Raw genomic sequence first — 25,698 nt, forward strand, 5'->3', positions numbered from 1 at the left:
AAATGACGACAAGTTTGCTTTGGTTTTCCGTTGCTTTAATGGTGGCTTCTCTGCTTCTTAAAAAGGATAATAAAATTGCTGAAATCATTTGCGGGGCAGCTTGGCTGATTTTCGGTTTTTATTGGATTACGCTGATTCCGTATTATTCGGCAAAAGCGGATTACACCAACATCATTTTAACGCTTCTTCTCTTCGCGTTCTGTTTGTTGATTGCGCTTTATGTCGCGCGTGTTTTTAAAAATCAAACCCGCAGAAACAGTCCGAAAGATCCCGATTCTGTTCTGATGGATACGCGTGTTCAGCTGCTGTTCGATTTAACGAAGCTCATCGCCGTCGTTTGTATTATTTATATGCCTTTCAGTTTGTTCACGCCGCTCAATCATTTAATTATCGAATCGGTTGCGGTGCAGACGGTGGAAATCTTGAATTTCCTCGGCTTCAATGCGGAATTGGCCGCATACAATACCATTTCTTACAACGGCGTCACTGTCATGGTTATTCTGGCCTGCACGGCAATTGAAAGCATTGCTTTTTTCACGGGCTTGATTTTAGCGGTCCCCGAAAAGGATCCGAGAAGAAAGGCGGCTGCTTTTCTGCTGACTGTTCCCGTTATTTACGCGCTCAATTTGTTCCGGAATGTTTTCATTGTGGCGGCTTACGGGGATATGTGGTTCGGCGCAAACAGTTTTGAAATCGCCCACCATTACATCGGAAAAGCCGGATCAGGCGTTGTTTTGATTATTCTGGCTTACATTACGATGAAATTGCTTCCAAATCTGATTGACACGGTTCTCGGCCTCTGGGATTTATTTGTCGATGAAATCCGCTATATCTTAAAGATTAAGCCGAAAACGAAAAAAGATTAAGCTGAAAACGAAAAAAGATTAATTAGAACGAAAATTGAATTTTTGTTTCAATTTATATGAAACCCCGTCTCGGGTTTCATATTGTTTTATTTTATTTTGTTTTATTTTGTTTTATTTTGTTTTATTTTGTTTTGTTTTATTTTATTTTATTTTATTTTGTTTTGTTTTGCCGCGATTTTATTTCTTTTTATTTACACTCACATTTTTGGCGGAAACAGTCGTAAAACACCAATAAATGAATACAATTCAAAAAATTCATTCGTATAATAAAATATATATACACTAAATTGCTATTTATTGTATCTTAAAATATTATTTGTAAATTGTTATTTGGTTTCTCTATTTCGTCAATGATTTCGTTTGTAATTTATTTTCATTCTAAAATCTTTTTCAATGGCGTTTTTAATTTCTGAAATCAAATTGCTTTTGAATCCAATTTGAACTTTAATTTCAGTGAAAAGATAACATGAAAATGAAAACTTTAATCCCGGTATTTATTTTTGTTTTACTGGTCTTTATGATGGTCGTGGCGGTTCCTGTCGTGTTTTCAGCCGAAAATAATCATAAAGTTTCCGAATCCGCTCAAAAAGAAGAAAAAATACAGTCCTTTTCTCAAGATGTCGCCGGCTCTGATGAAAATTCTAAAAAAACGGGCGGCCAAATGCCTTTCATTATTCTGATTATCGGATTCAGCGTTATTATTGCCGTTGCGAATTACAAATTAGAAAACGAAAACTGAAAAATAAACTATTCAACCGGATTAAAAAATTCAACTGAAATTAAACATCCAATTAAAATTAAAAGAATTCAACTGAAATTTAAACATTCAATTGAACTTAAAAAATTAAATTAATATCTTCCGCGTCTTCCGTACATCGGTTTTTTTGCATAAACGCGTTTGACTTTTTTGGCGAGAACATAGTCGCCTTCTTTGGATTTGAAACTGCCGCCGCGGATTTTGATGGAAACAATCGGATAATCTTTGCCGTCGATTTTGACATTCTGGCCGACGACGAATTTGAAATCGCCGGGCACTTTTGTTTCGGCAGCTTCCGTAATTTCACGGCGCTGAACGGCAACTTTGACGGTCACTTCGTCAATGGCGCGGCCCCAAATGGTGTCGATGTCTTTGACCGCAGCGGACGGTTTTCTTTTGTCGCCGCATTCTAAAACGGTAATCATAATCGGGACAACTTCGCCGGAATTAATGTCTTCGACAACAAATTCGTCGTCAATGAAAAAGTGCTCTTCTTCGGGAAGAAGCATCTGCAGCACAGCGGAATCTTCCATGTGGCTGACAATCACTTTGACGGTTTTCAGCTTCACGCGGGGAACGCGGTAACTGTGAACGTGACCGCAGTCCATGCATTTTGCGACCGGGCTCTGACCGGGCTTTAAAATCTCATGCCACGTTTCATCTGCCGGCGAGCAGTTCGGGCATTTAATTTCAATCTCGTTTCCTTCTTCAAACATAATCTCACTTCACTTTCTAAATAATGCAATAATAATGTATAAGCGAAAGAAAGAGAACAATCCCATATAAGCGTATTCAAAAAGAAATTCCAAATATTTCAAAATAATTTTTTCGGATAATATTAAACATTTTTCGAGTCAATCATTTTAAACGATTTCTCAAACTAATCTTTTAAATGATTTCTCAAAACTATTATTTTTGAAATATTTTGAAACAATTCTTTTTAAAATATTTTGAAACAATTATTCCTGAAATATTTCGAAAACCGCATTTCTTGACAATATTTTCTCGGATATTTCCGGACAAATAATTACGGATAGATATTAATAGAATCCCGTCTCATATTTGAGAAACATCTTATTTTTGAGATAATGTCTTTTTGAGACAGGATTTGCTGAATATGGATCAAATCAGATATTTGAAAACATTGGCGCTGCTGGGCTGCGATCAAAAACCGGTTAAAATTTCCGTCAAGGAACTGGAAAAAGATTTGGATGCCAGTGACAAAACAATTTCCAGAAATCTCAAGTTTTTGGAAGAGCAGAATTTAATCATTCGTGAAATCAGTCCGGCCGGACAGGTTATCCAAATCAGTCCGTCGGGGATGAAACTTCTTTCCAAAGAGTTTGCCGATTACAAAAAGATCTTTCATGTCAAGGAACAGCTGGAACTGGAAGGCGTTGTCGCATCCGGTCTCGGCGAAGGTCAATATTACATTTCAATCGACGGCTATATGGAACAGTTCCAAAAGAAGCTCGGGTTTAAACCGTTTCCGGGAACGCTGAATGTCAAAATCAAAGAGTATTGTCTGGAGCTCCGCAAACGAATGGAAGAATTGCCGTACATTAAAATTGAAGGCTTTTCCGACGGTCAGCGGACTTACGGCGCCAGCGATTGTTATCCGGCAGAAATCGGCGGCATTCAGGGCTTTATTATTGTACCCGAAAGAACGCATTATCAGGGCGATTTGCTTGAAATTATCGCGCCCGTGAAAATGCGCGAAGTTCTGAAATTAAAAGACGGCGACGAAATTAAAGTCACCGTCGGCGAAGTTTGTTAAAATGAAGGGAAAAGGGAGTCGGTTCAAAAATGAATCCGGAAATCAGTATTCGAGAAACGGTGCCTGAAGACTTTCAAACGATTATGGAAATTCATGAAGCGGCATTCGGTCATGACAAAGAAGCAAAGCTGACCGCCGCTCTCTTAAATGATAAAAGTGCCGCGCCGGTTGTTTCATTAATCGCTTTTGAAGAAGAAACCGCCGTCGGACATATTCTGTTCACACGCGCGTCTTTTGAAAACGGTGCGAACCGGATGATGCATATTCTTGCCCCTTTGGCCGTGGTCCCGTTCTCCCAAAAGAAAGGGGTCGGCGGGCTGCTGATCCGGTCCGGCCTTCAAAAACTGCAGGAACTTGATTCCGAATTGGTTTTTGTTTTAGGCCACAAAGAATATTATCCGAAATTCGGATTCGAACCGTACGCGGAAAAAGCAGGTTATCCGGCACCTTATCCGATTCCGGAAATCCATCAGGAATATTGGATGATGCAATCTGTTTCAAAAAGCGGCAAACCTGATCTCAAACCTGATCTTAAAGGAAAAATCAAATGCGCTGACGCTTTAGATAAACCGGAACACTGGAGAGAATAAATTCAATTTAAATACGTTTTTCTTATAATTCATTTTTCTTATTTATGATTGTTATAAAATCAAAGGTGAAAACAATGGACAACAAAACTCAAAACCAAAACCAAAACCAAAACGACAGCCAATACTCCGAAAAAATTCAAAAAACGCTTCAAGCAATTCGTGACGGCAAGTTCTTTTTGCTTTACGACTCTGAAAAGCGCGAAGGTGAAACGGATTTCGTCATTGCGGCAACCGCTGTTCAGCCGCAGGACGTCAAGCGGATGAGAAAAGACGGCGGCGGTTTAATTTGTGTTGCGGTCAGCCCGAAGGCATCCGAAATCATGAAGCTTCCGTTTATGGCGGACGTGGTCACGGCTGCCGCAACCAACGACAAAATCAGCCCGAAACTTGAGATCGGCACTTTTGTTGAAAAAGAAGGCGACATTCAGTACGACAAAAAATCTTCTTTTTCGCTTTGGGTCAACCACCGCGAAAACAGAACCGGAATTCCCGACGATGACCGGGCATTTACAATCCGCCGCCTCGGCGAGATGACGAAAACGGCGCTTGAAGGAAAGCCGGTTGATTTCGCTTCCGAATTCAGAACGCCCGGACACACCGCAACGCTTCGCGCCTCGAAGGGACTTTTGGACGAGCGCCGCGGCCAGACGGAACTTTCCGTTGCGCTTGCATTGATGGCCGGAACGACGCCCGCGATGGTTGTCTGCGAAATGCTGGATGATACGAACGGCAAAGCGCTTTCCAAAGAGGATGCAAAAGTCTACGGCGAAAAGAACGATATGATTTTTGTCGAAGGGTGGGAAGTCGTCGAAGCTTTTGAAATTTGGAAAAAAGAAGGCATTGAAGCTTAATTCCTTCTTTTTTTGATTTCTTTTTTGATTTCTTATTTTTCATTTTTTCATTTTTGTTTCTTTCATCATTTTTCATGAAACAGAAATGTTTTATTTCAGAATTGTATTGAGGAATTTGAAATTTCAAATTTGTATTTAATTTTTATTTTAATTCACTTAATTTCTATTTTTATTTCAGGTGATATGAAATGACTAAAACAGCAGCCGTTATCCGCGGAGACGGCGTAGGACCCGAATTGGTTGATGCAATGCTTAAAGTTTTGAAAGCTTCCGGAACACAGGTCACATTTAAGATGTGCGACGCCGGCGAAGGCTGGTGGAAAGCAAACGGCGGCGACTCTTTGATTCCGCCCGAAACGTGGGAAATCATGAAAAACTCCGACGCGTGTTTCAAAGGCCCGACAACAACGCCCGGCGGCATCGGCTCTCCGCGCAGTGTTGCGGTGTCCATCCGAAAAGCATTTGATTTGTACGCCAACGTCCGCCCGATTAAAACGATTGAAGGGGCAGTCGGTCCGCTCGGCGCGGTCGAACACGTTTGTGTCAGAGAAGGAACGGAAGGCCTTTACATCGGCGAAGAAGTTCAGCTCACGGACGACGTTGTGATTGCAATTCGTAAAATCACGAAAACCGCGTCTCACAAAATCGCCAAATACGCTTTTGAAGAAGCCAAGCGCCGCGGCTACAAAGCCGTTGTTCCGATTCACAAAAGCAACATCCTGAAAAAGACATGCGGCACTTTCCTCAATGTCGTTGAAGAAGTTGCCAAAGATTACCCTGACATTGAAGTCTGGGAATATCACATCGACAACATCGCAATGCAGCTCATCAAAAACCCGCAGATGTTCGATCAGACAATTTTGCTGTCCACCAACTTGTTCATGGATGTCATCAGCGAGGAATGCTCCGCGCTTGTCGGCAGCATCGGCATGATTTATTCCGCAAACATCGGCGACAACTACGCCATGTTCGAACCCGCACACGGTTCTGCGCCGAAATACACGGGAATGGACAAAGTCAATCCCTACGCGACAATTTTGGCAGGCGCCTGGATGCTTGATTATCTCGGCGAAAAAGAGCAGTCTCAGAAAATCTTCAAGGCGGCCGAGCAGGCAATCGCAGAAGGTTTTGTGACTTACGACATGGGCGGCGACAAAAAACTGAGTGAAGTTGCCGACAAAATGGTCGAAATTATGACAAAGTGAAGAATTTAAAATTCATTCTTCTCTTTTTCTTTTTTCTTTTTTCTTTTTTGATTTCTCTTGATGTTTATTTTTGTTTTTCATTTTCTTGTTTTCATTAAAATTGCGGTTTGTTTTTGAAAAATTATTGAAACGGATGCAGTTCGCGCGCGGCGGACGGCAGCAGCGGCAGAGTCAGGGGCAGGTCTGCAAGGCGGCAACTGTATTTACGGAAAACGGCAAGGCAGCCGCGGAACGGAAACAGTAAGGTAGCAGTGGGACGAAAACAATAAGGTAGCAGTGGAACGGAAACAGTAAGGTAGCAGTGGAACGGAAACAGTAAGGTAATCTGTGCCCACGTTCGCGTAGCGAACGGCTGCTTTAAAAAAGAGCTGATGCAAGCGGCAGATACCGGCGGGCTGATACAAACAGCAAGTGTACAAACATAAACCGAAAATAAACGGCAAACATAAACAGCAAATACAAGCAGCAGGTAAAAGTAAATTTGAATTTTAAATAATTCAAAAAATTACTTAACCGAAAATAACGTTTAAAAGCATTCAGGGTGGATTTTGAAAAAAGTCCTTAATTGTAACATAAAATTCAAAGTCAAAAGACAAAAAAATTACAAAATCAAAAATATGGTGAAATTATGGAAGAAGTTTTAAAATTTTTAACCGACAACCCGACTTTCTACATCGCAACATGCAGCCCCGAAGGCCCGCGCGTCAGACCGTTCGGTTTTATCATGGAAGACAACGGCAAATTGTACATGACAACCAACAACCAAAAAGATGTTTTCAAACAGCTTCAGGCAGACCCGCGCTTTGAATTGTCCGCAACATCCGCCGACGGCGGCACCTGGATTCGCGTCAGAGGAAAAGCGGTTTTTGACACCCGAAAAGAAATCGCAGAAAAAGCATTTGCTGCCGCGCCTTTCTTTGTTCCGATGTATCAGTCTCCCGACAACCCGATCTTGGAGTTCTTCTACATCGGTGACGGTGAAGCCACATTCTATTCGTTTACGGAACCGCCGAAAACCGTGAAATTGTAAAATTCTAAAATTGTAAGGTTCTAAAATTGTAAGGTTCTAAAATTGTAGGATTTTAAAATTACAGGATTCTAAAATTGTAGGATTCTAAAATTACAGGATTCTAAAATTACAGGATTCTAAAATTACAGGATTCTAAAATTGTAATTTTCAAATTCGGCCTGAAAGTCTGCGGTTAACATATTCTAAGACAGAATCGGTATCATCTGTTTTTATTTTTCCGCAGACAATCGGGCATTTTTTCTAACGCAATTTATTTAATTGCCGGATGATATCTATCAATTGATTTAGGGGCTGTAAAAAAGGAGAGATTGGGTTTTGAAACAAATTCTTTTGATTGAAGATAATGTTCTGAATTCTGAACTGGTCAAAGACATTCTTGAAATGGAAAATTACGAAATCACATGCGTAACCAACGGTAAAGACGCTTTGGACCTGTTAAAAAAGAATCTTTTTGATTTGATACTGACGGATATCAATATGCCGAAAATGGACGGCTTGGAGCTGGTTCAGCGCATACGCGAAGAAACGAGCCAAATCTGTAAAATCATCGCCATTTCTTCCGATACGTCCGCCAAAGACGGAAAATCGTTCGAAGAGGTCGGATTTGACGGATTTGTTCAAAAACCGTTTAAGGTTAAAGAATTCCGCAATTATGTTAACGCCGTCATCGAATCCTGATTGTACCAGATTGAATTTTGTTTAATTTTGTTTGAATCTTGACCGAATTTTGATTGTACTTGATTAAATCTCAATCGAATCTTGACCGAATCTTAATCGAACCTTAATCGAACCCGATAAACTCCAAGAGTCTCGAAAATGAATCCAAAAACAGATCTGAATATTGATTCAAATCCGTCTTTTTTAAAAGAAAAACTTCAATACCTTCGATCACTTCAAAATCCGACCGAAGAAGATCTTTCTGATATTCTGTGTTTTTTCTCCGACTCAAACGCCAATGAAATTTTGTGTGCGGCGGCAATTCCGGTTTTCCAAAAAGCAGGAAAACTTGCATCCGACCTTCTCTTTTCAATTTATTCCGGTTTTTCGGATTTTCCGGATAATTCTGTCGATTCTGTTTCTGTCGATTCCGTTTCTGTTGATTCCGGGTCTGTTAATTCCGTTTCTGTCGATTCTGAAACAGACGAAAAATTAAAAATTCGATTTTCTTATGCTTTGTCTCAAATTGCAGAGACGCCTGCCGACGTTTTCATATCCTTTTTATCAAGCGATATTCCCCGTGTCCGTCAAAATGCGGTCATCGGCTTGTCTTTGAAAAATAATCCGGAATTTGATTCCGTTTTCTTAAATGTTCTTCAAAATGATTCTGATCCGGAAACGGCTTTTGAAGCGGCGGCGGCGCTGGAAAAAAGCGGAGCGGACTCGTTGAAATTCTTTGAAATTGTCATGGCGGATGACATAAAGCATAATCCTTATATTGATTCCGAAACGAAATTAAAGACATCTGATATATCCTATATTGAATCTGAAGTTGACTCTGAAATGAAATGCATTGACAATCATGTCATTTCAAAAGTCATTGAAGCTTCCGGCCGTTTCGGAAATGAAAAAACAATTCAGTATTTGACGCCGTATCTTTCCGGCGGCGACGAAAGAATTTCAAAAACGGCGGAAGAAGCAATCCAAACGATTCAATCAAAAATCAAATCATAACGGCTGAGTTCTTTCAAAAACAATTTCAAAACAATTTCAAAACAATCGTCTCAGCAATTATTTCAAAACAACTCTCTCAATAATTATTCAAAACAATTATTTCAAAACAAAAAGGTGATTCTTTGGAACTGATGTTCCTTTTCTTTTTGGCGGCGCTCGTTGTCGGCGGCGCGGTTGCGGGCTCTTTTTCGGGAATGCTCGGCATCGGCGGTTCTATTTTGTTGGTTCCGCTTCAGTTTTATCTTTTAACCGAGCTCGGCTATCCGCCGGATATTGCTTTAAAGACAGCGATTGCAACGGCGCTGTTCTTCACGCTTCCGACATCGCTTTCGGGCGCCTACAATCATTCCAAGAGAAATTCGGTTTTGTGGCAGAAAGCGTTGCTGATGGGCGTTTTCGGCTTTTTGTTTTCTTTTGTCGGCGCTTACATCGCCTCGCTTCTCAATGCCTCTTATTTGTCCGTTATTTTCGGGGTTGTCGTTTTGGGCGCTTCTTTGAAATTTACGACCTCCCGCAATGTGAATGAAGATCCCGACAAAATGTCTTCCAATCCGATTTTGTATGCCGTCTGCGGCTCTGTCATGGGTTTGCTTTCGGGGCTGACCGGAATCGGAGGCGGTTTGGTTTTAATCCCGCTCGTCATTTTCCTTGTCAAAATGCCGCTTCGGCAGGCGATCGGAACGTCTTCGGCAACGATTATTTTCACGTCGTTCGGCGGTGTGATCAGCTACATTATCAACGGCATCGGCGTTGCGGGTCTTCCGCCTTACTCTTTGGGCTATGTGAATTTGGTGATGTGGGCGGCTTTGGTCATTCCCGGCGTCATTTTAGCGGCGGTCGGCGCCAAAATCTCTCATCGGATCAATCAAAAATATGTTCGGGGCGCGTTTACCGTGATTACCTTTTTAGTCGGCATCGGCATGATTATAAAAGGTCTTTTGATGTAAGCTGTTTTATTTTCTTTCATTTTCACTTTCATTTTTTCAATCTTCATGGTTTTCATGTCTTCATCTGTCGAAAGCAAATTTCAGGACAATAAAAAATATATAGGCAGAATATGTATTGACAATTAATAATTAGCAGAATATTATACTGTTAATCTTTATTTCAAATCCGTTAAATTATAATTTACGATTTGATTCAAAATTTAATCTAGAATTTATCTAAAATTTAATCTAGAATTTATTTAAAATTTAACCTAGAATTTATCTAAAATTTAATCTAAAGTTTAATCTATTAATTCAATTCAAATATTTCAGAGGTTTACAAATGGCAATCCCGGGTTTATTCGTAGACATTATTTTAATTGTCTTGGCAATTCTTATTGCTTACGTTTTGTACAAAGCTTTAAAAACAACGAAAAAACTTGCCGTCAACATTATTGTCGGTTTCCTTCTTATCCTTGTCACAAATCTTTTGGGCCTGACAAGCATCCCGCTGTTCAGTTTGTCCTTCTCCTCCTTGGTGACAATTATTGTGACAGCGTTAACCGGCGTTTTCGGCGCATTGGTTTTGATTGTTTTGAACATTTTCGGGCTTTTCCCGTTCTGATTCTTTAAGATGATTTTTCATCTTAATTTTTTTTACTTTTTTCATTTAATTTATGCGTTTTTTTCATCTGTTTCTACTGCTGCCTGATCTGCTGCCATTTGCGCCTGCCACCTGCTTCTGCTGCCACCTGCTTTTGCTTCCATTTGCTTTTGCTGCCACCTGTTTTTGCTGCCACCTGCTTTTGCTGCCATTTGCGCCTGTCGCCTGCTTCTGCTGCCACTTGCTTCTGCTGCCACTTGCTTCTGCTGCCACTTGCTTCTGCTGCCATTCGCATCTGCCGCATGTGCTCCATATGCATCATCTCATTTTTATCACATCCGTTCGCTACGCGAACGTGGGCACAGATTACCTTACTGTTTCTGCTCCGCTGTTACCTTACTGTTTCCGTTTGCCGCTGCTACCTTACTGTTTCCGTTCCACGGTTGCCTTGCCGTTTCCGTAAATACAGTTGCCGCCTTGCAGACCTGCCTCTGCCGCGCCGCCCGCTGCGCGCGAGCCGCATCAATTTGCAAAAATATTTCAAAATCGCCTCTCGGATTTTAAAAATTCGAAACGGAACCTTTCGTTTTCTTCATTTTTCAAAAACGGCACGGTAATGATGGCGGGTGTAAATTTCGCCGTTGTATTTTTTCTCTTTTTTGAGTGATTTGAATTCGATTGTTTTAAATCCGGCTTTTTCAAACAAATCTTTGACTTCGCTTTCTTCAAAATAGTGGTAAAGGATTCCGTTTTGGCGCTCAAAAGTGCGCGGCTCGGTTTTGTTGTTCTCCAAAACGGCGTGCGTTCCCAAACACCGCATATCTTCTTCGCCGAAAGCTTCAAAGAAAACACGCCCGCCGTTTTTTAAAATTCGATAAAATTCAGCCGCGGTTTTTTCACGGTCTTCCGAAATCAAATGCTGTAAAACGCCCAAACACAAAACGCCGTCAAAAACACTGTCGGCAAACGGAAGCGCCGACACGTTTGAAATGATATGATCCGGCATCGAAAAATTCTGATTTACTTTCTTTTCTGCCGCCGTTCGGGCGGATTCAATCGAGCGCAGGAGCGCATTTTTTGAAATATCAATGCCGATGCAGGAATATTTGAAACAAAAATCCCTCAGATAACGGCCTTCTCCCGATCCCGCGTCCAACAAAAAACTGCCGTCTTCCAATTGATTTTGAATCCATAAAAGTTCGGAAAGCCCGCCCCACTTCAAATGCGTGTATTCGGTATCCCATGCCTCAACATCTTTTTTAGAAACAGTCATAAAAATCGGCAATTTTCAAAAATAATTTTCAAAATCAAAATGAAGCGTCAATGCATGTCAATATGATTCTATAATTCGTAAAAACAAAAAAAGAAAATGAATTAAGAAGACAAAGTCTCCTTAATCTTTGAAAGCGCTTCCGTTTTGGCTTTTTCGATGCCTGACGCATCCGGGCCGCCGCCCATTGCCAAATCCGGTTTGCCGCCGCCGCCGCCGCCGACAGCCTGAGACATGATCTTGACAAGATCGCCGGCTTTGATACCTTTGGCAATTGCGTTTTTACCCGCTGCCGCAACAGCTTTCACACCGTCGCTTTCACTGAGCAGAATTGCAACAGCATTTTCATTCTTCAAAATTTCAACGGCCGCCATTCTCAAAGAATCGATGCCATCCCCTTTTGTCACGCTGACGACAATCGAGAAATCGTCGATTTTTTCCGCGTCCTGCATCATTTTAATCGTTCTGGCGCCGGCCAATTCTTCTTTTAGCTTTTCATTTTCTTTCTGAAGCTCTTTCCACTCCTCAAAGAAACGCTCGACCGTCACCGGCAAAATTTCCGGCTGAATGCTGAGAATTTCGGACGAATCGCGCAAAAGACTTTCCGTCTCCTGCATGGCCGCAACAGCCGCTTCGCCGGCCGCGTATTCCAAACGCTCGACACCGTCTTGAATGCGTTCGGTTTTCAAAATCTTAATCGGACCGACAACGCCCGTGCTGAGACAGTGCGTTCCGCCGCAGGCTTCAATGTCTGAGCCGACTTTCACAATGCGGAGCACTTTTCCCGGCGGGATGCCGCCCTGGTACAGGCCGAAACCGTATTTCTGCTCGGCTTCCGTTCGGTCCATATTTTCAAACTGAACTTTTTTGTTCTCCATCACCGTTTTGTTGGCAATCATTTCAATTTCGTTCAGCTCTTCCTGTGTGATGTGCTTATAATGGGAAATGTCCAGCCTTGCCCGACTTTCCGTTTTCTGAGCGCCGGCCTGCCAAATGTGGTTGCCGAGCACTTTTCTGGCCGCGTCGTTGATAATGTGCGTTGCCGTGTGGTGGCGGGAGTGCGCCATTCTGCGCTTCTTGTCCACCTGACCGATGACCATGTCGCCGCGGTTGATTAACAGTTCTTTGTCAACCATATTCAGTTTGTGAACGACGATGCCGTTATACATCTGAACGTCGATGACGTCATAAACGAATGTGCCCGCCATCAGCATGCCGCGGTCCGCTTCCTGACCGCCGCCTTCGGGATAGAAATAAGTGTTGTCCAAGACGACGTAATCGTCAAAAGCGTCCAAAACGACCGCCTCAAACTCCATTCTTTCCGGCTCGTCATAATAAAAGCGCTTGGTGAGCGGCAGGCGTTCCAGCTTTTCCGTGTATTTGAATCCCGATGCCGCTTCGTCCTTGTCGCCGGACTCGCTGTGCATATCCGCAACAAGCGAATAGAAGTTGTCGGGGAATTCAACGTCGACGCCGACCTCTTTGGCCGCTTCTTTGGAGATTTCCGGCGGAATGCCGTGGCTGTCATAAATTTCCATAAGTTTTTCAAGCGGAAGCTTCTCGCCTTTTTCCTGGTAGCGGACAGCTTCTTTTTGAATGATCTTTCTGCCGCGCTCAATCGTCTGGCGGTATTTTTCTTCTTCAAGCGCCAGGATTTCTTCCGTCACTTTGAAATTATCTTCAAATTCGGGATATTCCGGCATGTTGTCAATGTGAAGCGCAACAATTTCAGAAAGCGGAACGTCCACGCCCAAATCCGTAAGCATGCGGATGGTGCGGCGGATGACGAGGCGCGCCAAATAACCTGATTTCACGTTGGAGGGGATAATGCCGTCGCCGAGCATAAATGTGAGGCAGCGGGTGTGGTCCGCGATTGCGAAAATCTTTTCCATCGGATCCATGATGCGCGACAATTCGTCGACATCCATACCGATGCTGTCCGCAACCTGTTTTCTGAGTTCCGCCAAATTTGCGCTGCCGCTGACATCCATGATGCCGGCGAACTGCGCGTTGTTTGCAAAAATTTGAGCGTATTTCGGATCATTTAATTCGTGGTCAATGCCTGCCAAATTCGTCAGCTGCTGAACAATTGTCGGGAAAACGGCATCATAAATGGTCGGCGTTCCCTGAGAAGCCCAGACAAAGCGTTCCAAACCGTAGCCGGTGTCCACGATGTAATTGTCCATCTTTTCATACATTTTGCCTTTGACGTCGATCGTTCCGTTTTTCGATTCTTTCAAATTCATGAAAACGAGTGTTGCAAGCTCAAGGCCGCCGACCATGACTTCAACGGAAGCGCCGGCATTTCCGCCGCCGGCCCACGGACTTTTGATGTACGTGACTTCGGCCGCGTCGGCGCCGAGTTCGGTTAAAAGTTCGTCGCACAATTCGATTGTTTTGTCTTTCCAGTAAATTTCTTTGCCCTTGCTGTTGAAAACGTGATGCGCCATCATTTCAAAAGTCGTTAAGTGGCGGCCGGTTCTGCCGACGGAATCCAAATCGTTGAGACGGATGCACGGCTGAGAAATCGTCAGCGGATTTGCGGGCGGCGGCACGAGTCCGGAGGTCACGTTCGGCTGGAAGTCGGCGATGGATGCGATTGTCAGGTAAATATCGTCTCTCCAGCGAGCGACAACAGGATATCTGTCAATTCTTGTATGTCCGCGCTGTTCGAAAAAGTTCAGGAAATATTCGCGCATTTCTGCAAGGTCCATCGGTTTTGTGAAAATCGGTTTTCCGATGAACGTATAATGGTCGCACGGCGGATCGCCGCAGGTTTCTCTTTCCGAGTCGCGCGTCCAGTATGTTTTTCCGCATTTGCTGCATTCTTTTTCATAAAAGCCGTTTTCTTTAAAATAGGTAATATCTTCATATTCTTCGTCAAGCATTTTTCCACCCGCTTCCTTTTACTGCTTATAAAGCGTTACCGTTCGGCCGCGAACATCAATTAATACAGCATTGCATTTCTCGCAAAGTTCGGCAGCGGTCTGTTTCATGTCATCCGTTTCGCCGGAATTTTTATGAATTCTGACTTTGACCAATTTTTTAACTTTCAGCTGTTTTTTAAGCTCTTCAATGACCGAGTCCGCCATCCCGTTTTTACCGACGCTTAAAAGCGGCGTTAAGTTGACGGATTCCTTTTTGAGCGTGTAAAGTTTTACCTTATCCATTATCCTTGCCTTCTTTTCCTTTATTATTTATATTCGATATTTTAGACTTCAAAAGTTTTCCGTCTTTAATAAATCTTCTCTCGAAAAGAACCGGCATTTTCCAAGAATGATAAATTATTTTCTTTAAAGCCGGCAGAAGAATGAAAAAAACGAATGCCAAAAATCGATACGGGATCAAGTTCGTTTAAAATGGCAGAAAAAACAAAAACATAAAAAACGGAATCAATATGCACAATGAAATCAATATGCACAATGAAATCAATAATGTGCAGTGAGATCAATATGCACAATGAAATCAATAATGTGCAGTGAGATCAATATGCACAATGAAATCAATAATGTGCAGCGAGATCAATAATAAAAACCGGAATAAACAGAACGAAAAAAGTAAAAATAGAATGAAAAAGAGGAATTGATATGCTCGCTTCTGTTTTCAATTCTTTCTCATTTTTCCGTTTTCGTATGAGTATCGGCTGTAATCACGATTCAGGCGGACATTGATTTCAATCATTTCGTCGGATATGCTTTCTATGATTATTTTTGAAAGGGCGATGTTTTCTCCGAGAAGTTTGTCGGCCTTATCGAGGCATTTGAGTGTTTCGTCCATCGTTTCGGGTTCCAAAATGACAGCTGCTATCTTGTTTTCGATAGACCGCAAAATCCGGATAATCTTTGCCGAGTTTTTGACTTGTTTCTTTCCGATATGCGGATACGGCCTTCCCAGGAATTTGCCTTCTTCAATGTAATAATTCAGAACTTCCCGAATCCTTTCATTGTATTTTGAAATCGGAACTTTCACAAACGGCGGATTCGTCTTTGAATCTTCAAGTAATTCCGCCCGAAGCGCCTGCAAATCCGATTGCAGTCTTATATTAAGCCTTTCGGCAGGGTAAAAAAAGACATCAATCGCTGACTGATAATATTCATAATTTCCGATGTCAATAAGCTGCTTTTGACACTCAATCATTTCTGTCAGTTTCTGCTCTGTCGTATTCAATTCGGCACACCTCATTCTAAATCGGATTTTTATTCAATTATTAATACTCAATAATTAATACTCAATAATTAATACTCAATTAAAAATTTATAACAAATACTGTCCAAACAAATACCAAATAAATCCCAAACAATAATTAAAACGGATATTCAAATTTTAAATTTGAAGCAAATTTTTTAAAGATTTAATTTAAATTTAAAATTAAAACAGTCCCAATTCACGAACTGTTTCTGCTAAAAAATAACCCCGCTGATTTATTTATATTTTATCACAATAATCTATATACATTTCAGATTATTGGTTGCAGAAGACGCGTTTTCTTTTTCCGTTTTTGTTCATTTCGGCCGGCGGTTTGCGGTCTGCTGATAAATTTAATCGTTTGTCGCCTGTTGTTTGTTGTTTGTCGTCTGTTGTTTGTCGTTTGTTGTTTGTCGTCTGTTGTTTGTTGTCTGTTGTTCGTCGTCTGTTGTTTGTTGTCTGTTGTTTGTCGTCTGTTGTTTGTCGTCTGTTGTTTGTCGTCTGTTGTTTGTCGTCTGTCTTCGCATCTGATTGTTTTACAGATTGTTTTATATTTACAGCCGTTTGACTTTGGCGGAAGAACAAGATTTATAAACCCTGAATGTATTAGGGGGTTACAAATCGGGCTTCAAGTCTGTAAGTTTAATCCGCGCCGAAGGCGGCTAACCATCATACATAGGATGTTTTTTTGGAGTGGCCAAAAAAGCAATGATGCAGAAGCGGATTTTTTCTGATGATATGCAATCGGCTGTTTGATGCCGTATTTGTTTTCATCGTCACAATTCAAATTTAATTCAATTTATCAAAATATTCAAAATTTATTAATCAATTATCGGAGATTTATTATGGTTAGAAAGCCGGCAAGTATGTACAGAAACATCAGACAGCGCTCCTTCACCAGAAGAAAATACATGGGCGGTGTTCCGGGTGTTCAGATTATTCACTACGACATGGGTAACTTAACAAGACAGGACTACCCCGTCAAACTTTCATTGCTCGTTGAAGAAAAATGTGCGATCAGACACACCGCTCTTGAAGCGGCCCGTATTACCGCAAACAGACACATGGTCAACAGAGCAGGCAGAGGCAACTTCCACATCAAGTTGAGAGTCTACCCGCACGAAGTTCTCAGAGAAAACAAACAGGCCACCGGCGCCGGTGCCGACCGTGTTTCAAGCGGTATGAGAGGCGCTTTCGGTAAAAATGTCGGAACGGCAGCACGTGTTGTCCCGCTCCAGAAAATCTTTACCATCTCCTGCGACAAGGAATACTTCCCCGCAGCAAAAAAAGCACTCCAAAACGCCGGACAGAAACTGCCGACACCCACCAGAATCATCATTGATCAGGGCGCCGACTTGGTTTTGTAAGCGTTTTGTTTTTCTAAATTTTTAAAATTATTTTTTATTTCTCAAATCCGAATTTCATTCGGATTTCTTTTTCGTTTTTATTCTTTTTTTGTTTTGCTGCGTTCATCAGCTTCGTTCACCTAATTGTCGTTTTCATTTGCTGCTTGTACCCGCCGTTTGCACTTTCATTCGCTTTTGCTTTTTCTTAGAGCAGCCGTTCGCTCTCGCGAACGGGGCACGGCTACCTTACCGTTTCCGTTCTGCTGCCGGCAGCTGCCGAAGCAGTGCGCCGCCGCGTGCGGTTCGCATCATTTTTCAAAAAGAATTCAAAAAAGATGCCGGTTTTAAAAAATAATTCAAAGACGGATGTCGGTTTTAAAATAGGGGAAATTCCGATTTGTAAAACCTTTTATAATATCTTGGTCTTCTGAGAGGCAAATGTATTAATACGGTACACTTTTTCAATACTCATTAATATCTTTCAAAAATTCAATTTTTATTCAAACTTTTTAAATTCAAAAAACAAGAGGGAAAAATTATGGACGATTATGAAAAACTTTTGAATCGGGCGATTGAACAGCTTCCCGAAGAGGAAACAACGGACGAGCGTTTTACCGTTCCCGAAGCCAAACTCTTCTCGGAAGGAAAAACGACGGTTTTGGACAACTTCGCAAATATTGTCAGCGTTCTTCGCCGTGATTCCGATCACGTGATGAAATATCTCACGCGCGAACTCGGTACCGCCGGAAAAATTGAAGGCGGCCGCGCCGTTTTCCAAGGCCGGTTTACAAGAGACCAGATGGATGCCAACATTCAGAGCTATGTCGACGAATATGTCATGTGTTCCGAGTGCAACCGTCCGGATACGACGCTCGGCAAACGCGAGCGCGTCTTGATTCTGCAGTGCGCGGCCTGCGGTGCGCACCGTCCGGTTAAGAAGAGACAGACGACCGTGTCCAAAGCTGTTGCAACGCTTGAAGAAGGCAACACTTATGAAATCAATATCGAAGCAGTCGGCTCCAAAGGCGACGGCATCGCAAAGTATGACAAGTTCACGATTTTCGTTCCGGGCGCGGCCAAAGGCCAGACCCTGAGCGTGAAAATCAAAAAGATTTCGGGCTATTTGGCTTTCGCCGAGAAAGCATAAGCATCAAATCTTTGAATTCGGTTTCGGATTCAATCGATTCAATTCAATTAATCGGATTCAGTCAACCAATCGAATTCAGTCAACCAATCGAATTCAGTCAATCAATCGGATTCAGTCAATCAATCGGATTCAGTTAAACAATCGAATTCAGTCAAATTGCCGTTTGTCATAAACGGCTTTTTGATTTCTTTTATTTCTTTCATTATTTTGTTTTATTTTCTTGGGATGTGATATTTGTGCAGCCTGTCAGCGTTTTTCAAATGCCCGGCCTTTCCGTTCACATGACGCGGACAGAGGACGGCAAAATCGAATTGTCTGCCGGGGGCGTTCTCAAATTTGCAGCCCGTCCGTTTTTATCGGTCGCCAACAAACATCTGAAAGCCGAAAAACCGGCGTTGGTGACGGATGACGCGGTTTATCCTTCCGCTTGGCTTCCGCCGATCCCGAGTCCCGTTTTTAACAGGCTTGTCAAAGATGAAATCGGCATCGGTTTTGGGAAATATGTTCCCGAGACGGTTTCCATTGAGGTGACGCGTAAATTCAATGCAAACGCCGAGAAGTACGCGGAGAAAAATCATACAAAAAGTGTTGATGCAGTCGTTGATTTTGACAATCCGTACAATTCCATTGACCCGCCGGCCGATTTGATTTACAAAGCGATTGACCAGGCGCTTGACATGGGTGCGGTCGTCATCACGTTTACAGAAGGCGATCCGCTTCTTTGTGAAAATATTGTTGATTATGTCAGATATGTCGACAAATCAAAAGCGGTTGTCATGGCTTATACGTGGGGATTGGATTTTGATTTGGAAAAGGCGAAACAGCTCAAAGATGCCGGTCTTCAGACGCTTTTGGTCAGCATTTATTCCACCGATCCTGACGTTCACGACCGGAAACGCGGTATTTCCGGCGCTTACGACAAAGCGGTTGCCGCAATCCGATACGGTCTTGAAGCGGGACTCTTGGTGACGATGGCAACGCATTTGGACGGCGTGAAAGTGGGCGTCATGGAAGATTTGTGGCGGCTTGCCTGTGATCTCGGCGTTCACGAATTTTCAATCTGGGAATCTGTTCCGACGCTGGAAGGCGAAGTTCGGATGAATGATGCCGAGCGCAAGGTGATTAATGACTTTTACAAACGCGTGAATGCGGCTGATGACGGCACGCCGCGGATTTTTTCAAACACGATTTTTGAAGGCGAAATGTTCGGCGCAATGGCCGGGCGGCGCTGGCTTCATGTGACAACGGAAGGCGAGATGCAGCCGGATCCGTACATTCCGTTTTCGTACGGCAATCTCAATGAAGTGTCTGAGGCGCCGATGAAAACGGCGTGGAAACGGATGAGAAAAGAGCCTGCGCTTCGTGAAAAACGGGACACGCATGTTTTGTACGATCCGTCCTATCTTCAGAAGGTTCGGGATGCGAACGGATGGGATTTCAGGACACCGAAAAAATAAAAACGGTGGCAAACCTATTTTAGCTTTTAATACGTTTTGTATTCACTTTCACTTATTCGTTTAAGTTCTTGAATTTTGTATAATTTTGAAATTGTAGTTTTGAAATTGTAGTTTTGAAATTGTAGTTTTGAAATTGTAATTTTGAAATTTGTAATTTGTAATCTGAATTTTTCAGGAGAAATAAATCATGGCAAAAAAAGATGAAATGACAGAAGTCGTTGCCGATATCGATGACGACACGCCGACAGCATACTCTGAAATTAAAATGGGCGGCGGCTGGTACATGGCGATTTCTTTAGAAAGAAGCGAGCGTTTTGACAAGGAATATGTTGAAATTTCCAAGGAGCGTGCCGGCAAAAAGAGATCCCGTTTCAACTTAAGTCCGAAGCACACGCGCGTTTTGGGTGAAGCGCTCATCAAGTTCGCCGATGAAAATGACCTGGACAATTTTGAAAGCAAAGGCAGCGAAGAGTAAAGCCGGTCGTTAAAAGAGAAGGTGTGTTTGACAATGGTTTTTGACATTTCTTATCTGGCTTTTTTGGTTCCGGTTCTGCTGCTGGCGCTTGCGGTTTATTTCTTTTCCGGGCGCGGCGCTTTTCTGATTTCCGGATACAATACGCTTCCGAAAGAGGAAAAAGAAAAATACAATCTCAAAGAACTGACGCGCCTGATGGGCATTTTTGCGCTCGTCATCGCCGTTCTGATTGCCGTCACGCTTTACTTCGGCATCATCGCAGGAAACATGATGTGGGCGCTTGTCGGCCTCATCAGCGTTGTCATTTTTACGCTTCTTTGGATGTTTTATTTGAACACAAACAAGAAAATTAAAGACAAACCGTATTGATTCGGTTTACTCTTTCTTTCTTCTTTTTTTTCTTTTTTCACTTTTTAGAATAATTATTCGAAAAACGGGGTATGTTTTTCGGTTCGTTTTTAAAATTCCGGCGGCTCGCGCGCAGGCGGGCGGCAGTGCTGCTGCCGGCAGCAGAAGCAGGCGACAGCAGAAGCAGGCCTGCAAGGCTGCAACTGTATTTACAGAAAACAGTAAGGTAGCAACGCAAAACGGAAACAGTAAGGTAGCAGTGCAAAACGGAAACAGTAAGGTAGCAGTGCAAAACGGAAACAGTAAGGTAGCAGTGCAAAACGGAAACAGTAAGGTAGCAGTGCAAAACGGAAACAGTAAGGTAATCTGTGCCCACGTTCGCGTAGCGAACGGATGTGATAAAAATGAGATGATGCATATGGAACGCATGCGCAGGTGTAAATGGTGGCAGAAGCAGGTGGCAGCAGAAGCAGGTGGCAGCAGAAGCAGATGGCAGCAGAAGCAGATGACAGCGGAGACAGGCGGCAGCAAAAGCAGTTCGTAAAAATAAAATAAAAATGTCGTTTGCAGTTAATTGAAAATCATTTGATTCATCTCCAATCTTCATTTTGCTCGCTGCGCTCACAAAACTCGGATTGGAGGGGCGGTTCTCGGGGTTTTCAATACATTTTTCAAACCGAAACATCGGTTTATTTAAAGTTAAAGAAAAACGAACCCCGCCTTTAAACTCTTTATTTTTATGAAAGAGGGGGTTCGGGTTTGGAAAATTGTAAAAAAACGATGTTTCGCTTTTATTGAAATCATCAAAAATTTATTAATTCATAAATAAATGAACGGCTAAATGAATTTTATTCGTTTTTCAAAAGCGCAATCTTTTCAAGAATTATTTTTTCATTCTTTTCCGCCGGCTTTTCGGCATCAATAATCACAAACCGTTCCGGCTCGTCTTCGGCGAGTTTTTTGAAATTGGCCGTCACTTCTTTGAGGAAATCAACTCGCTCGAACTTGGTTCGTGCGCCGCGGTCTTTGCAGCGTTCACAAGAAACTTCGGGGCTGATGTTGAAGAGGAAAGTCAAATCCGGCTTAATCGTCCACGGCTCATGGAGGCGGCGGACAAAATCGAATGCGTCGGGAATAGTGTCTTTGAGCGTTGCGCCCTGGTACGCGCATCGGCTGTCGGAGTAGCGGTCGGAAATCACAAGCTTGTCCGCGTCCAGCGCCGGGCGGACGGTGTCCGACAAATGCGCGGCGTGATCCGCTAAAAACAAAAAGAGTTCGGCCAAAGGATCGACATTGTTTTCAATTGCCGCGTAAACGGCATTTCCCGTCAGTGTTTCTTTGGTCGGCTCGCGCGTGAAAACAGTTTCCACTGAACTCGAATTCCAAAGAGGGGCGGATTCATTTAATTTTTGAAGGCGGGCAAGCATCGTGCTTTTTCCCGATCCGTCGATTCCTTCAAACGTTACCAGCTTTCCGATCATCAGATATTCTTAGCGGTTTTATGATATTATACTTTTCCGATTTTTTTAAAAATCTTCCAAAATCTTCGAACTTTGCAAAATCTCTCAAAACCAAACCTTTCAAAATCTCTCAAACTTTTCAAAACTTTTCAAAATCTTCCAAAATCTCTTAAAACCTTTCAAAATCTCTCAAAATTTCGTCCGTTTTTCATGATATTAAACTCGTTTTTGTTTTTTATCCACAAGGTTTAAAAGCAATGTATGTTATTCATCAAAACGATTGCAATTTGATATGTCATTAACATCATTCGGTTTTTGTAATTTCAAAAAGCGACGGCACAGTGTCTGAACAGGCCGAGCAGTTCGCCGCGCCGATGCGGGATAATTGTTTACTGTTTTTGGCACCGGCAATATTATTTCATAAAGCAGACAGGATGATTCTGTGAACTTTTCTCATTTCAACAAAAAACCGGCAAACCACACGTTTAAACTTTTTGTGTTCGACATGGACAGCACGCTGATTGATGCGGAAGTTATTGACGAGTTGGCAAAAGCAGCAGGTGCTGAAAAGGAAGTTTCGCAAATCACGGAAGCGGCGATGAACGGTGAAATGGATTACACCGAATCGTTTCAAAAGCGCGTCGGTTTTCTCAAAGGATTGTCCTGCGAAAAAGCGCAAGCAGCCGTTGATGGAATTCAGCTGATGCCGGGCGCTGTCGAACTGGTGAAATATATCCGTGATGCCGGCGGAAAAACCGCAATGGTGACATGCGGATTCAGTCTGGCGGCTGACCGCGTCAAAGAGCAATTGAATTTGGATTACGCTTATTCAAATGATTTAATCGCCGAAGACGGCTGTTTAACGGGCGAAGCGACAGGACCGCTGATGGTGACAAATGCAAAAGCAGACGTTTTAAGCGAACTGGTTGAAAAAACAGGCATTCCGTTTGAAGAATGTCTGGTCGTCGGCGACGGCGCCAACGATATCTGCATGTTTCAGAAAGCAGGTTTCTCAATCGCATTCAACGCAAAACCGCTTGTTCAGGAAAACGCGCACGCCGTTGTTTCCGAAAAAGATCTCCGCAGCGTGATTCCTGTGCTGGAATCCGTGACTGCGGCCGACTCTTAAGCGCCGAAAAACGAACCTTAAACAACATACAGCATATACAGCACATATCATTGCAATTTATGAAATTCGAATGAATAATTCGGATTTTTCATAATTTAAGCTTCTTTGAAAGCTTAACGTACAGAAACCGGCCCGAAGACGTTGTTTTTCGGGAAGGGGGACCAAACTATGACGAATGAACTGCAAATCAGAAAAGCAGAATTGAAAGACATCTCTGAAGAGGCAAAGGAAAAGAGAAATCAATTGAATGCCGAAGCCAGCAAATATGCGGCCGAAAGAAATGAATTAAACAACAAGACAAAAGAATTAATCACAGTCGCTCAGGACTTAAAAGTGAAACGTGACGAAGTGAACGTCAACGTCAGCAAATACAAGACTCTGCGCGATGAAACGAATGCAAAAGCCAACGATCTTTTCGCACAAGCGGACGAACTCAGAAAAGAAGGCGGCCTCGTCGGTCCGTCCATCAAAGAGATTCGCAAGCAGATTGACGAACTTGAATTCAAGCAGCAGACATCTGTGATGAACCCGAAAAAGGAAAAGGAACTCGTCACCAAGATCAAAGAACTTGAAGTCGAATACGCCGAAAAGAAAAAGCAATTGGAAGAAAACAGCGACTTGAAAGCTGTTTTGGACGAAGCGCAGGTCATCCGAGACGAAGCTTCCGAATACCATGCTCAATTGGCCGTTTATGCTTCTCAGGCACAGGAATTCCACGAACAGATGATTGCAACATTCAAGGAAGCCGACAAAATCCGCGCCGAATCCGATGTCGCACACAAAAACTTCATCCACGCGCAGGAAGCCGCTGACGAACAGCACAAAATCTTCATCGAAGCCCAAAAAGAAATCCGTGACATCGACAAAGAAAACGGAAAGGCGAAGAAGAAGGACAAAGACGTCAGAACCAAAGTCGACAAAGAAGAACAGGAAAAAGATGCACAGGACATCTTCGACAAGTTCAAAGACGGCGGAAAACTGACAATGGAAGACCTTATGGCCCTCCAGCGCTCCAAATACTAACAGTATAGCGCGTCTTAAGCTGAAATTAAAATAATATTGAAAATTCGGCCAAAAGAGAATCTCTGTCTCTGTTTTTCTCCCGCGGCTTTAAAAAATCGGTCCCCTGAAAAAGAGGAAGGAACAAATCCTTTTTCTTTTTCAAATCCTTTTTTTTAATTGATTTCAATCTGTTTTATTGTTTATGAGCGGATGCTTTTTCTTTTTATTATCCTGATGGAATCTGTCAGTTGTTTTTATTGTTTTTACTATTCTGGTAAAGCCTGTCAGCTACTTTTTATTATTCTGATAAAACCCGTCGGTTACTTTTTATTATTATTATTCTGATAAAACCTGTCAGATGCTTTTTATTATTCCGATGAATCTGTCAATCCCTTTTATTATTCTGATGAGTCTGCCAACTTCTTTTGTTATTCTGATGAGTCTGCCAACTTCTTTTGTTATTCTGATGAATCTGCAACTTCTTTTTCTTAATCTCTCAAAATATATGCGGCCCGCGCGAGCGGCAAACTCTTTAATTTGGCAAGCCTGCGCATATTGTCACGCAAACGGCCGATTCACTGACCGCAAAAAACGGATTTTAGTCGGCGCCCGCTTTTTTGAGCGCCTCATATGTTTTGACGGCGCCTTCTATTGTTTTGTTCTCGGCGATCAATATTGCTTTGTCTTTTTTTGCTTTCTTGACAATCTGCTCCAAACAGAAATGCCCGATTGTTCCGTCGCCGAAGCCGAAATGAGAGTCAAAATCGCCGCCGTTGTCGTGAATGTGATAATGGGCGATTTCATTTTGCAGAAATTCCTTCAAATTTTCAGTTGTGTGCGCGTGTCCGATGTCTAATATGAATTCCAATCCCGCCGTTTCAATTAAATTGATGTCGTCCGGGTTTCTGAACAAATAAATGTCGGCGTCGGGCATGTTTTCAATGCAGATTCGGACGCCGGTTTCTTCTTTGATTTTTTGAAGGCCGGGGATTGATTTTTCAAAAGATTTGTACGCCTGCGGCAAAGTTTCTTTATCGGCGGCATATCCGGGATGAACCACCAGAATTTCAATGTCACGGTTCATACAGAATTCGGCGCTGTCTTGAATAATTTCAAGTCCTGTTTTTCGAATCGTTTCGCGCGCGGCAGCCAAGTTGACATCCAGCGTCGGCGCGTGAATCGAATAAGAAAGCGCATAGGAAGACAAAATCTCACTGTTTTCGGAATGAATGACATCATGAATGCCTTCAGAAAAAATTTCGGCGTGTTTTGCCTTTGTCATTTGCTCAACGGCTGAAAGCGCCGTTTCTAAATCCGTATTTGAAAAAGCCAGCGTTGAAATCCCGATCATATATCATAATTCAAAATGAAAAAATAAATAGGTAACTCTTCTCAAAACGAAACAAAAGACAAATTGAACGGAAAATTGAATGGAAAATTGAATGGGAAATTGAATGAAAATTGAATGGGAAATTGAATGGAAAATTGGATGGAAAATTGAACGGAAAATTGAATGGAAAATTGAATGGAAAATTGAATGGAAAATTGGATGGAAAATTGAATGAAATTGAATGAAAAATTGAATGAAAAATTAAAAAATGG

31 protein-coding genes are annotated in these 25,698 nt (G+C 42.5%); 21 read left to right on the plus strand and 10 right to left on the minus strand.

Translation table 11 applies throughout. The features are described from left to right. Positions 1 to 2: 2 nt before the first annotated feature. Positions 3 to 866, plus strand: a complete 864-nt coding sequence (gene artA / locus MmiAt1_RS03245) for an archaeosortase A (RefSeq protein WP_318785465.1) — start codon at positions 3 to 5, stop codon at positions 864 to 866. Positions 867 to 1,338: 472 nt separating this feature from the next. Continuing rightward, complete coding sequence (locus MmiAt1_RS03250) at positions 1,339 to 1,605, plus strand: hypothetical protein (protein ID WP_318785466.1); 267 nt, start codon at positions 1,339 to 1,341, stop codon at positions 1,603 to 1,605. Positions 1,606 to 1,715: 110 nt separating this feature from the next. On the opposite strand, the gene MmiAt1_RS03255 is transcribed toward MmiAt1_RS03250, so the two are convergent. Continuing rightward, entirely contained in the window at positions 1,716 to 2,339 is a 624-nt protein-coding gene (locus tag MmiAt1_RS03255; protein ID WP_318785467.1) for an HVO_0476 family zinc finger protein, read from the minus strand. Between the two features lie 401 nt (positions 2,340 to 2,740). On the opposite strand from MmiAt1_RS03255, the gene MmiAt1_RS03260 reads away from it, so the two are divergent. The 4 genes from MmiAt1_RS03260 (at position 2,741) to MmiAt1_RS03275 (ending at position 6,046) form a co-directional block, all read left to right on the plus strand. Next, complete coding sequence (locus MmiAt1_RS03260; RefSeq protein WP_318785468.1) at positions 2,741 to 3,400, plus strand: winged helix-turn-helix domain-containing protein/riboflavin kinase; 660 nt, start codon at positions 2,741 to 2,743, stop codon at positions 3,398 to 3,400. Positions 3,401 to 3,429: 29 nt separating this feature from the next. Further along, positions 3,430 to 3,990 (plus strand): GNAT family N-acetyltransferase, encoded by a 561-nt coding sequence (locus MmiAt1_RS03265; RefSeq protein WP_318785469.1) that lies wholly within the window; start codon positions 3,430 to 3,432, stop codon positions 3,988 to 3,990. 74 nt (positions 3,991 to 4,064) lie between these two features. Beyond that, on the plus strand, positions 4,065 to 4,841 hold the full coding sequence (gene ribB, locus MmiAt1_RS03270) for a 3,4-dihydroxy-2-butanone-4-phosphate synthase (protein WP_318785470.1): 777 nt from the start codon (positions 4,065 to 4,067) through the stop codon (positions 4,839 to 4,841). 188 nt (positions 4,842 to 5,029) lie between these two features. Further along, positions 5,030 to 6,046: an isocitrate/isopropylmalate dehydrogenase family protein gene (locus MmiAt1_RS03275; RefSeq protein ID WP_318785471.1), complete on the plus strand. Its 1,017-nt coding sequence runs from the start codon at positions 5,030 to 5,032 to the stop codon at positions 6,044 to 6,046. A 203-nt stretch (positions 6,047 to 6,249) separates the two neighbouring features. On the opposite strand, the gene MmiAt1_RS03280 is transcribed toward MmiAt1_RS03275, so the two are convergent. Further along, complete coding sequence (locus MmiAt1_RS03280; RefSeq protein ID WP_318785472.1) at positions 6,250 to 6,489, minus strand: hypothetical protein; 240 nt, start codon at positions 6,487 to 6,489, stop codon at positions 6,250 to 6,252. Between the two features lie 185 nt (positions 6,490 to 6,674). Here MmiAt1_RS03280 and MmiAt1_RS03285 point away from each other — a divergent pair, with 185 nt between their 5' ends. From MmiAt1_RS03285 to MmiAt1_RS03305, 5 genes are all read left to right on the plus strand, one after another. Next, positions 6,675 to 7,076, plus strand: coding sequence for a pyridoxamine 5'-phosphate oxidase family protein (locus tag MmiAt1_RS03285; protein ID WP_318785473.1), 402 nt, complete (start codon positions 6,675 to 6,677; stop codon positions 7,074 to 7,076). 315 nt (positions 7,077 to 7,391) lie between these two features. Then, a complete protein-coding gene (locus MmiAt1_RS03290; protein WP_318785474.1) occupies positions 7,392 to 7,754 on the plus strand; it encodes a response regulator in 363 nt (120 codons plus the stop codon). A 138-nt stretch (positions 7,755 to 7,892) separates the two neighbouring features. Then, positions 7,893 to 8,747: a HEAT repeat domain-containing protein gene (locus tag MmiAt1_RS03295; RefSeq protein WP_318785475.1), complete on the plus strand. Its 855-nt coding sequence runs from the start codon at positions 7,893 to 7,895 to the stop codon at positions 8,745 to 8,747. Positions 8,748 to 8,878: 131 nt separating this feature from the next. After that, positions 8,879 to 9,694: a sulfite exporter TauE/SafE family protein gene (locus MmiAt1_RS03300; protein ID WP_318785580.1), complete on the plus strand. Its 816-nt coding sequence runs from the start codon at positions 8,879 to 8,881 to the stop codon at positions 9,692 to 9,694. A gap of 322 nt (positions 9,695 to 10,016) precedes the next feature. Continuing rightward, complete coding sequence (locus MmiAt1_RS03305) at positions 10,017 to 10,298, plus strand: pro-sigmaK processing inhibitor BofA family protein (RefSeq protein WP_318785476.1); 282 nt, start codon at positions 10,017 to 10,019, stop codon at positions 10,296 to 10,298. A 63-nt stretch (positions 10,299 to 10,361) separates the two neighbouring features. Here the strand turns inward: MmiAt1_RS03305 and MmiAt1_RS03310 are convergent, their stop codons facing one another. After that, a complete protein-coding gene (locus tag MmiAt1_RS03310) occupies positions 10,362 to 10,550 on the minus strand; it encodes a hypothetical protein (RefSeq protein ID WP_318785477.1) in 189 nt (62 codons plus the stop codon). On the opposite strand from MmiAt1_RS03310, the gene MmiAt1_RS03315 reads away from it, so the two are divergent. Then, entirely contained in the window at positions 10,551 to 10,841 is a 291-nt protein-coding gene (locus MmiAt1_RS03315; protein ID WP_318785478.1) for a hypothetical protein, read from the plus strand. 28 nt (positions 10,842 to 10,869) lie between these two features. Here MmiAt1_RS03315 and MmiAt1_RS03320 read toward each other — a convergent pair whose 3' ends face one another. From MmiAt1_RS03320 to MmiAt1_RS03335, 4 genes are all read right to left on the minus strand, one after another. After that, positions 10,870 to 11,550: a class I SAM-dependent methyltransferase gene (locus MmiAt1_RS03320; protein ID WP_318785479.1), complete on the minus strand. Its 681-nt coding sequence runs from the start codon at positions 11,548 to 11,550 to the stop codon at positions 10,870 to 10,872. Between the two features lie 101 nt (positions 11,551 to 11,651). Continuing rightward, on the minus strand, positions 11,652 to 14,435 hold the full coding sequence (gene alaS / locus MmiAt1_RS03325; RefSeq protein WP_318785480.1) for an alanine--tRNA ligase: 2,784 nt from the start codon (positions 14,433 to 14,435) through the stop codon (positions 11,652 to 11,654). An 18-nt stretch (positions 14,436 to 14,453) separates the two neighbouring features. Then, complete coding sequence (locus tag MmiAt1_RS03330; RefSeq protein ID WP_318785481.1) at positions 14,454 to 14,717, minus strand: YhbY family RNA-binding protein; 264 nt, start codon at positions 14,715 to 14,717, stop codon at positions 14,454 to 14,456. 433 nt (positions 14,718 to 15,150) lie between these two features. Further along, positions 15,151 to 15,714 (minus strand): hypothetical protein, encoded by a 564-nt coding sequence (locus MmiAt1_RS03335; protein WP_318785482.1) that lies wholly within the window; start codon positions 15,712 to 15,714, stop codon positions 15,151 to 15,153. Between the two features lie 863 nt (positions 15,715 to 16,577). Here MmiAt1_RS03335 and MmiAt1_RS03340 point away from each other — a divergent pair. From MmiAt1_RS03340 to MmiAt1_RS03365, 6 genes are all read left to right on the plus strand, one after another. Next, on the plus strand, positions 16,578 to 17,099 hold the full coding sequence (locus MmiAt1_RS03340) for a 50S ribosomal protein L16 (RefSeq protein ID WP_318785483.1): 522 nt from the start codon (positions 16,578 to 16,580) through the stop codon (positions 17,097 to 17,099). A gap of 136 nt (positions 17,100 to 17,235) precedes the next feature. Continuing rightward, positions 17,236 to 17,433 carry a hypothetical protein gene (locus MmiAt1_RS03345; RefSeq protein ID WP_318785484.1) on the plus strand — a complete coding sequence of 66 codons (198 nt, stop codon included), beginning with the start codon at positions 17,236 to 17,238 and terminating at the stop codon, positions 17,431 to 17,433. 183 nt (positions 17,434 to 17,616) lie between these two features. Then, positions 17,617 to 18,225: a translation initiation factor IF-2 subunit beta gene (locus tag MmiAt1_RS03350; protein WP_318785485.1), complete on the plus strand. Its 609-nt coding sequence runs from the start codon at positions 17,617 to 17,619 to the stop codon at positions 18,223 to 18,225. A gap of 236 nt (positions 18,226 to 18,461) precedes the next feature. Continuing rightward, positions 18,462 to 19,682 carry a radical SAM/SPASM domain-containing protein gene (locus tag MmiAt1_RS03355; RefSeq protein WP_318785486.1) on the plus strand — a complete coding sequence of 407 codons (1,221 nt, stop codon included), beginning with the start codon at positions 18,462 to 18,464 and terminating at the stop codon, positions 19,680 to 19,682. A gap of 205 nt (positions 19,683 to 19,887) precedes the next feature. After that, on the plus strand, positions 19,888 to 20,157 hold the full coding sequence (locus tag MmiAt1_RS03360) for a hypothetical protein (RefSeq protein ID WP_420891282.1): 270 nt from the start codon (positions 19,888 to 19,890) through the stop codon (positions 20,155 to 20,157). Between the two features lie 33 nt (positions 20,158 to 20,190). Beyond that, positions 20,191 to 20,526 (plus strand): DUF3784 domain-containing protein, encoded by a 336-nt coding sequence (locus MmiAt1_RS03365; RefSeq protein WP_318785488.1) that lies wholly within the window; start codon positions 20,191 to 20,193, stop codon positions 20,524 to 20,526. Positions 20,527 to 20,563: 37 nt separating this feature from the next. On the opposite strand, the gene MmiAt1_RS03370 is transcribed toward MmiAt1_RS03365, so the two are convergent. After that, complete coding sequence (locus MmiAt1_RS03370) at positions 20,564 to 20,923, minus strand: hypothetical protein (protein ID WP_318785489.1); 360 nt, start codon at positions 20,921 to 20,923, stop codon at positions 20,564 to 20,566. Between MmiAt1_RS03370 and MmiAt1_RS03375 the strand changes: the two genes are divergently transcribed. Beyond that, positions 20,924 to 21,049 carry a hypothetical protein gene (locus MmiAt1_RS03375; RefSeq protein ID WP_318785490.1) on the plus strand — a complete coding sequence of 42 codons (126 nt, stop codon included), beginning with the start codon at positions 20,924 to 20,926 and terminating at the stop codon, positions 21,047 to 21,049. 304 nt (positions 21,050 to 21,353) lie between these two features. Here MmiAt1_RS03375 and tmk read toward each other — a convergent pair whose 3' ends face one another. Further along, positions 21,354 to 21,986 (minus strand): dTMP kinase, encoded by a 633-nt coding sequence (tmk, locus tag MmiAt1_RS03380; RefSeq protein ID WP_318785491.1) that lies wholly within the window; start codon positions 21,984 to 21,986, stop codon positions 21,354 to 21,356. Positions 21,987 to 22,407: 421 nt separating this feature from the next. On the opposite strand from tmk, the gene serB reads away from it, so the two are divergent. Then, entirely contained in the window at positions 22,408 to 23,094 is a 687-nt protein-coding gene (serB, locus tag MmiAt1_RS03385) for a phosphoserine phosphatase SerB (RefSeq protein ID WP_318785492.1), read from the plus strand. A 168-nt stretch (positions 23,095 to 23,262) separates the two neighbouring features. After that, the gene (locus tag MmiAt1_RS03390) at positions 23,263 to 24,117 is read left to right on the plus strand and encodes a coiled-coil protein (RefSeq protein WP_318785493.1); all 855 of its coding nucleotides are present in this window, start codon (positions 23,263 to 23,265) and stop codon (positions 24,115 to 24,117) included. Between the two features lie 577 nt (positions 24,118 to 24,694). Here the strand turns inward: MmiAt1_RS03390 and MmiAt1_RS03395 are convergent. Continuing rightward, positions 24,695 to 25,447, minus strand: coding sequence for a sugar phosphate isomerase/epimerase family protein (locus MmiAt1_RS03395; protein WP_318785494.1), 753 nt, complete (start codon positions 25,445 to 25,447; stop codon positions 24,695 to 24,697). Positions 25,448 to 25,698 lie beyond the last annotated feature (251 nt).

Origin of the sequence: Methanimicrococcus hacksteinii (assembly GCF_032714515.1) — an archaeon.
GTDB classification, from domain to species: domain Archaea; phylum Halobacteriota; class Methanosarcinia; order Methanosarcinales; family Methanosarcinaceae; genus Methanimicrococcus; species Methanimicrococcus hacksteinii.

Bases quoted from the DNA above. Each gene is read 5' to 3' on its own strand.
- MmiAt1_RS03275 (WP_318785471.1), top strand. From the start codon at position 5,030: ATGACTAAAACAGCAGCCGTTATCCGCGGAGACGGCGTAGGACCCGAA.
- MmiAt1_RS03285 (WP_318785473.1), top strand. From the start codon at position 6,675: ATGGAAGAAGTTTTAAAATTTTTAACCGACAACCCGACTTTCTACATC.
- alaS (WP_318785480.1), bottom strand. From the start codon at position 14,435: ATGCTTGACGAAGAATATGAAGATATTACCTATTTTAAAGAAAACGGC.
- ribB (WP_318785470.1), top strand. From the start codon at position 4,065: ATGGACAACAAAACTCAAAACCAAAACCAAAACCAAAACGACAGCCAA.
- MmiAt1_RS03370 (WP_318785489.1), bottom strand. From the start codon at position 20,923: ATGCATCATCTCATTTTTATCACATCCGTTCGCTACGCGAACGTGGGC.
- artA (WP_318785465.1), top strand. From the start codon at position 3: ATGACGACAAGTTTGCTTTGGTTTTCCGTTGCTTTAATGGTGGCTTCT.
- MmiAt1_RS03300 (WP_318785580.1), top strand. From the start codon at position 8,879: ATGTTCCTTTTCTTTTTGGCGGCGCTCGTTGTCGGCGGCGCGGTTGCG.
- MmiAt1_RS03375 (WP_318785490.1), top strand. From the start codon at position 20,924: ATGGAACGCATGCGCAGGTGTAAATGGTGGCAGAAGCAGGTGGCAGCA.
- tmk (WP_318785491.1), bottom strand. From the start codon at position 21,986: ATGATCGGAAAGCTGGTAACGTTTGAAGGAATCGACGGATCGGGAAAA.
- MmiAt1_RS03250 (WP_318785466.1), top strand. From the start codon at position 1,339: ATGAAAACTTTAATCCCGGTATTTATTTTTGTTTTACTGGTCTTTATG.
- MmiAt1_RS03320 (WP_318785479.1), bottom strand. From the start codon at position 11,550: ATGACTGTTTCTAAAAAAGATGTTGAGGCATGGGATACCGAATACACG.
- MmiAt1_RS03260 (WP_318785468.1), top strand. From the start codon at position 2,741: ATGGATCAAATCAGATATTTGAAAACATTGGCGCTGCTGGGCTGCGAT.
- MmiAt1_RS03340 (WP_318785483.1), top strand. From the start codon at position 16,578: ATGGTTAGAAAGCCGGCAAGTATGTACAGAAACATCAGACAGCGCTCC.
- MmiAt1_RS03295 (WP_318785475.1), top strand. From the start codon at position 7,893: ATGAATCCAAAAACAGATCTGAATATTGATTCAAATCCGTCTTTTTTA.
- MmiAt1_RS03395 (WP_318785494.1), bottom strand. From the start codon at position 25,447: ATGATCGGGATTTCAACGCTGGCTTTTTCAAATACGGATTTAGAAACG.
- MmiAt1_RS03360 (WP_420891282.1), top strand. From the start codon at position 19,888: ATGACAGAAGTCGTTGCCGATATCGATGACGACACGCCGACAGCATAC.
- MmiAt1_RS03305 (WP_318785476.1), top strand. From the start codon at position 10,017: ATGGCAATCCCGGGTTTATTCGTAGACATTATTTTAATTGTCTTGGCA.
- MmiAt1_RS03350 (WP_318785485.1), top strand. From the start codon at position 17,617: ATGGACGATTATGAAAAACTTTTGAATCGGGCGATTGAACAGCTTCCC.
- MmiAt1_RS03365 (WP_318785488.1), top strand. From the start codon at position 20,191: ATGGTTTTTGACATTTCTTATCTGGCTTTTTTGGTTCCGGTTCTGCTG.
- MmiAt1_RS03255 (WP_318785467.1), bottom strand. From the start codon at position 2,339: ATGTTTGAAGAAGGAAACGAGATTGAAATTAAATGCCCGAACTGCTCG.
- MmiAt1_RS03265 (WP_318785469.1), top strand. From the start codon at position 3,430: ATGAATCCGGAAATCAGTATTCGAGAAACGGTGCCTGAAGACTTTCAA.
- MmiAt1_RS03390 (WP_318785493.1), top strand. From the start codon at position 23,263: ATGACGAATGAACTGCAAATCAGAAAAGCAGAATTGAAAGACATCTCT.
- MmiAt1_RS03330 (WP_318785481.1), bottom strand. From the start codon at position 14,717: ATGGATAAGGTAAAACTTTACACGCTCAAAAAGGAATCCGTCAACTTA.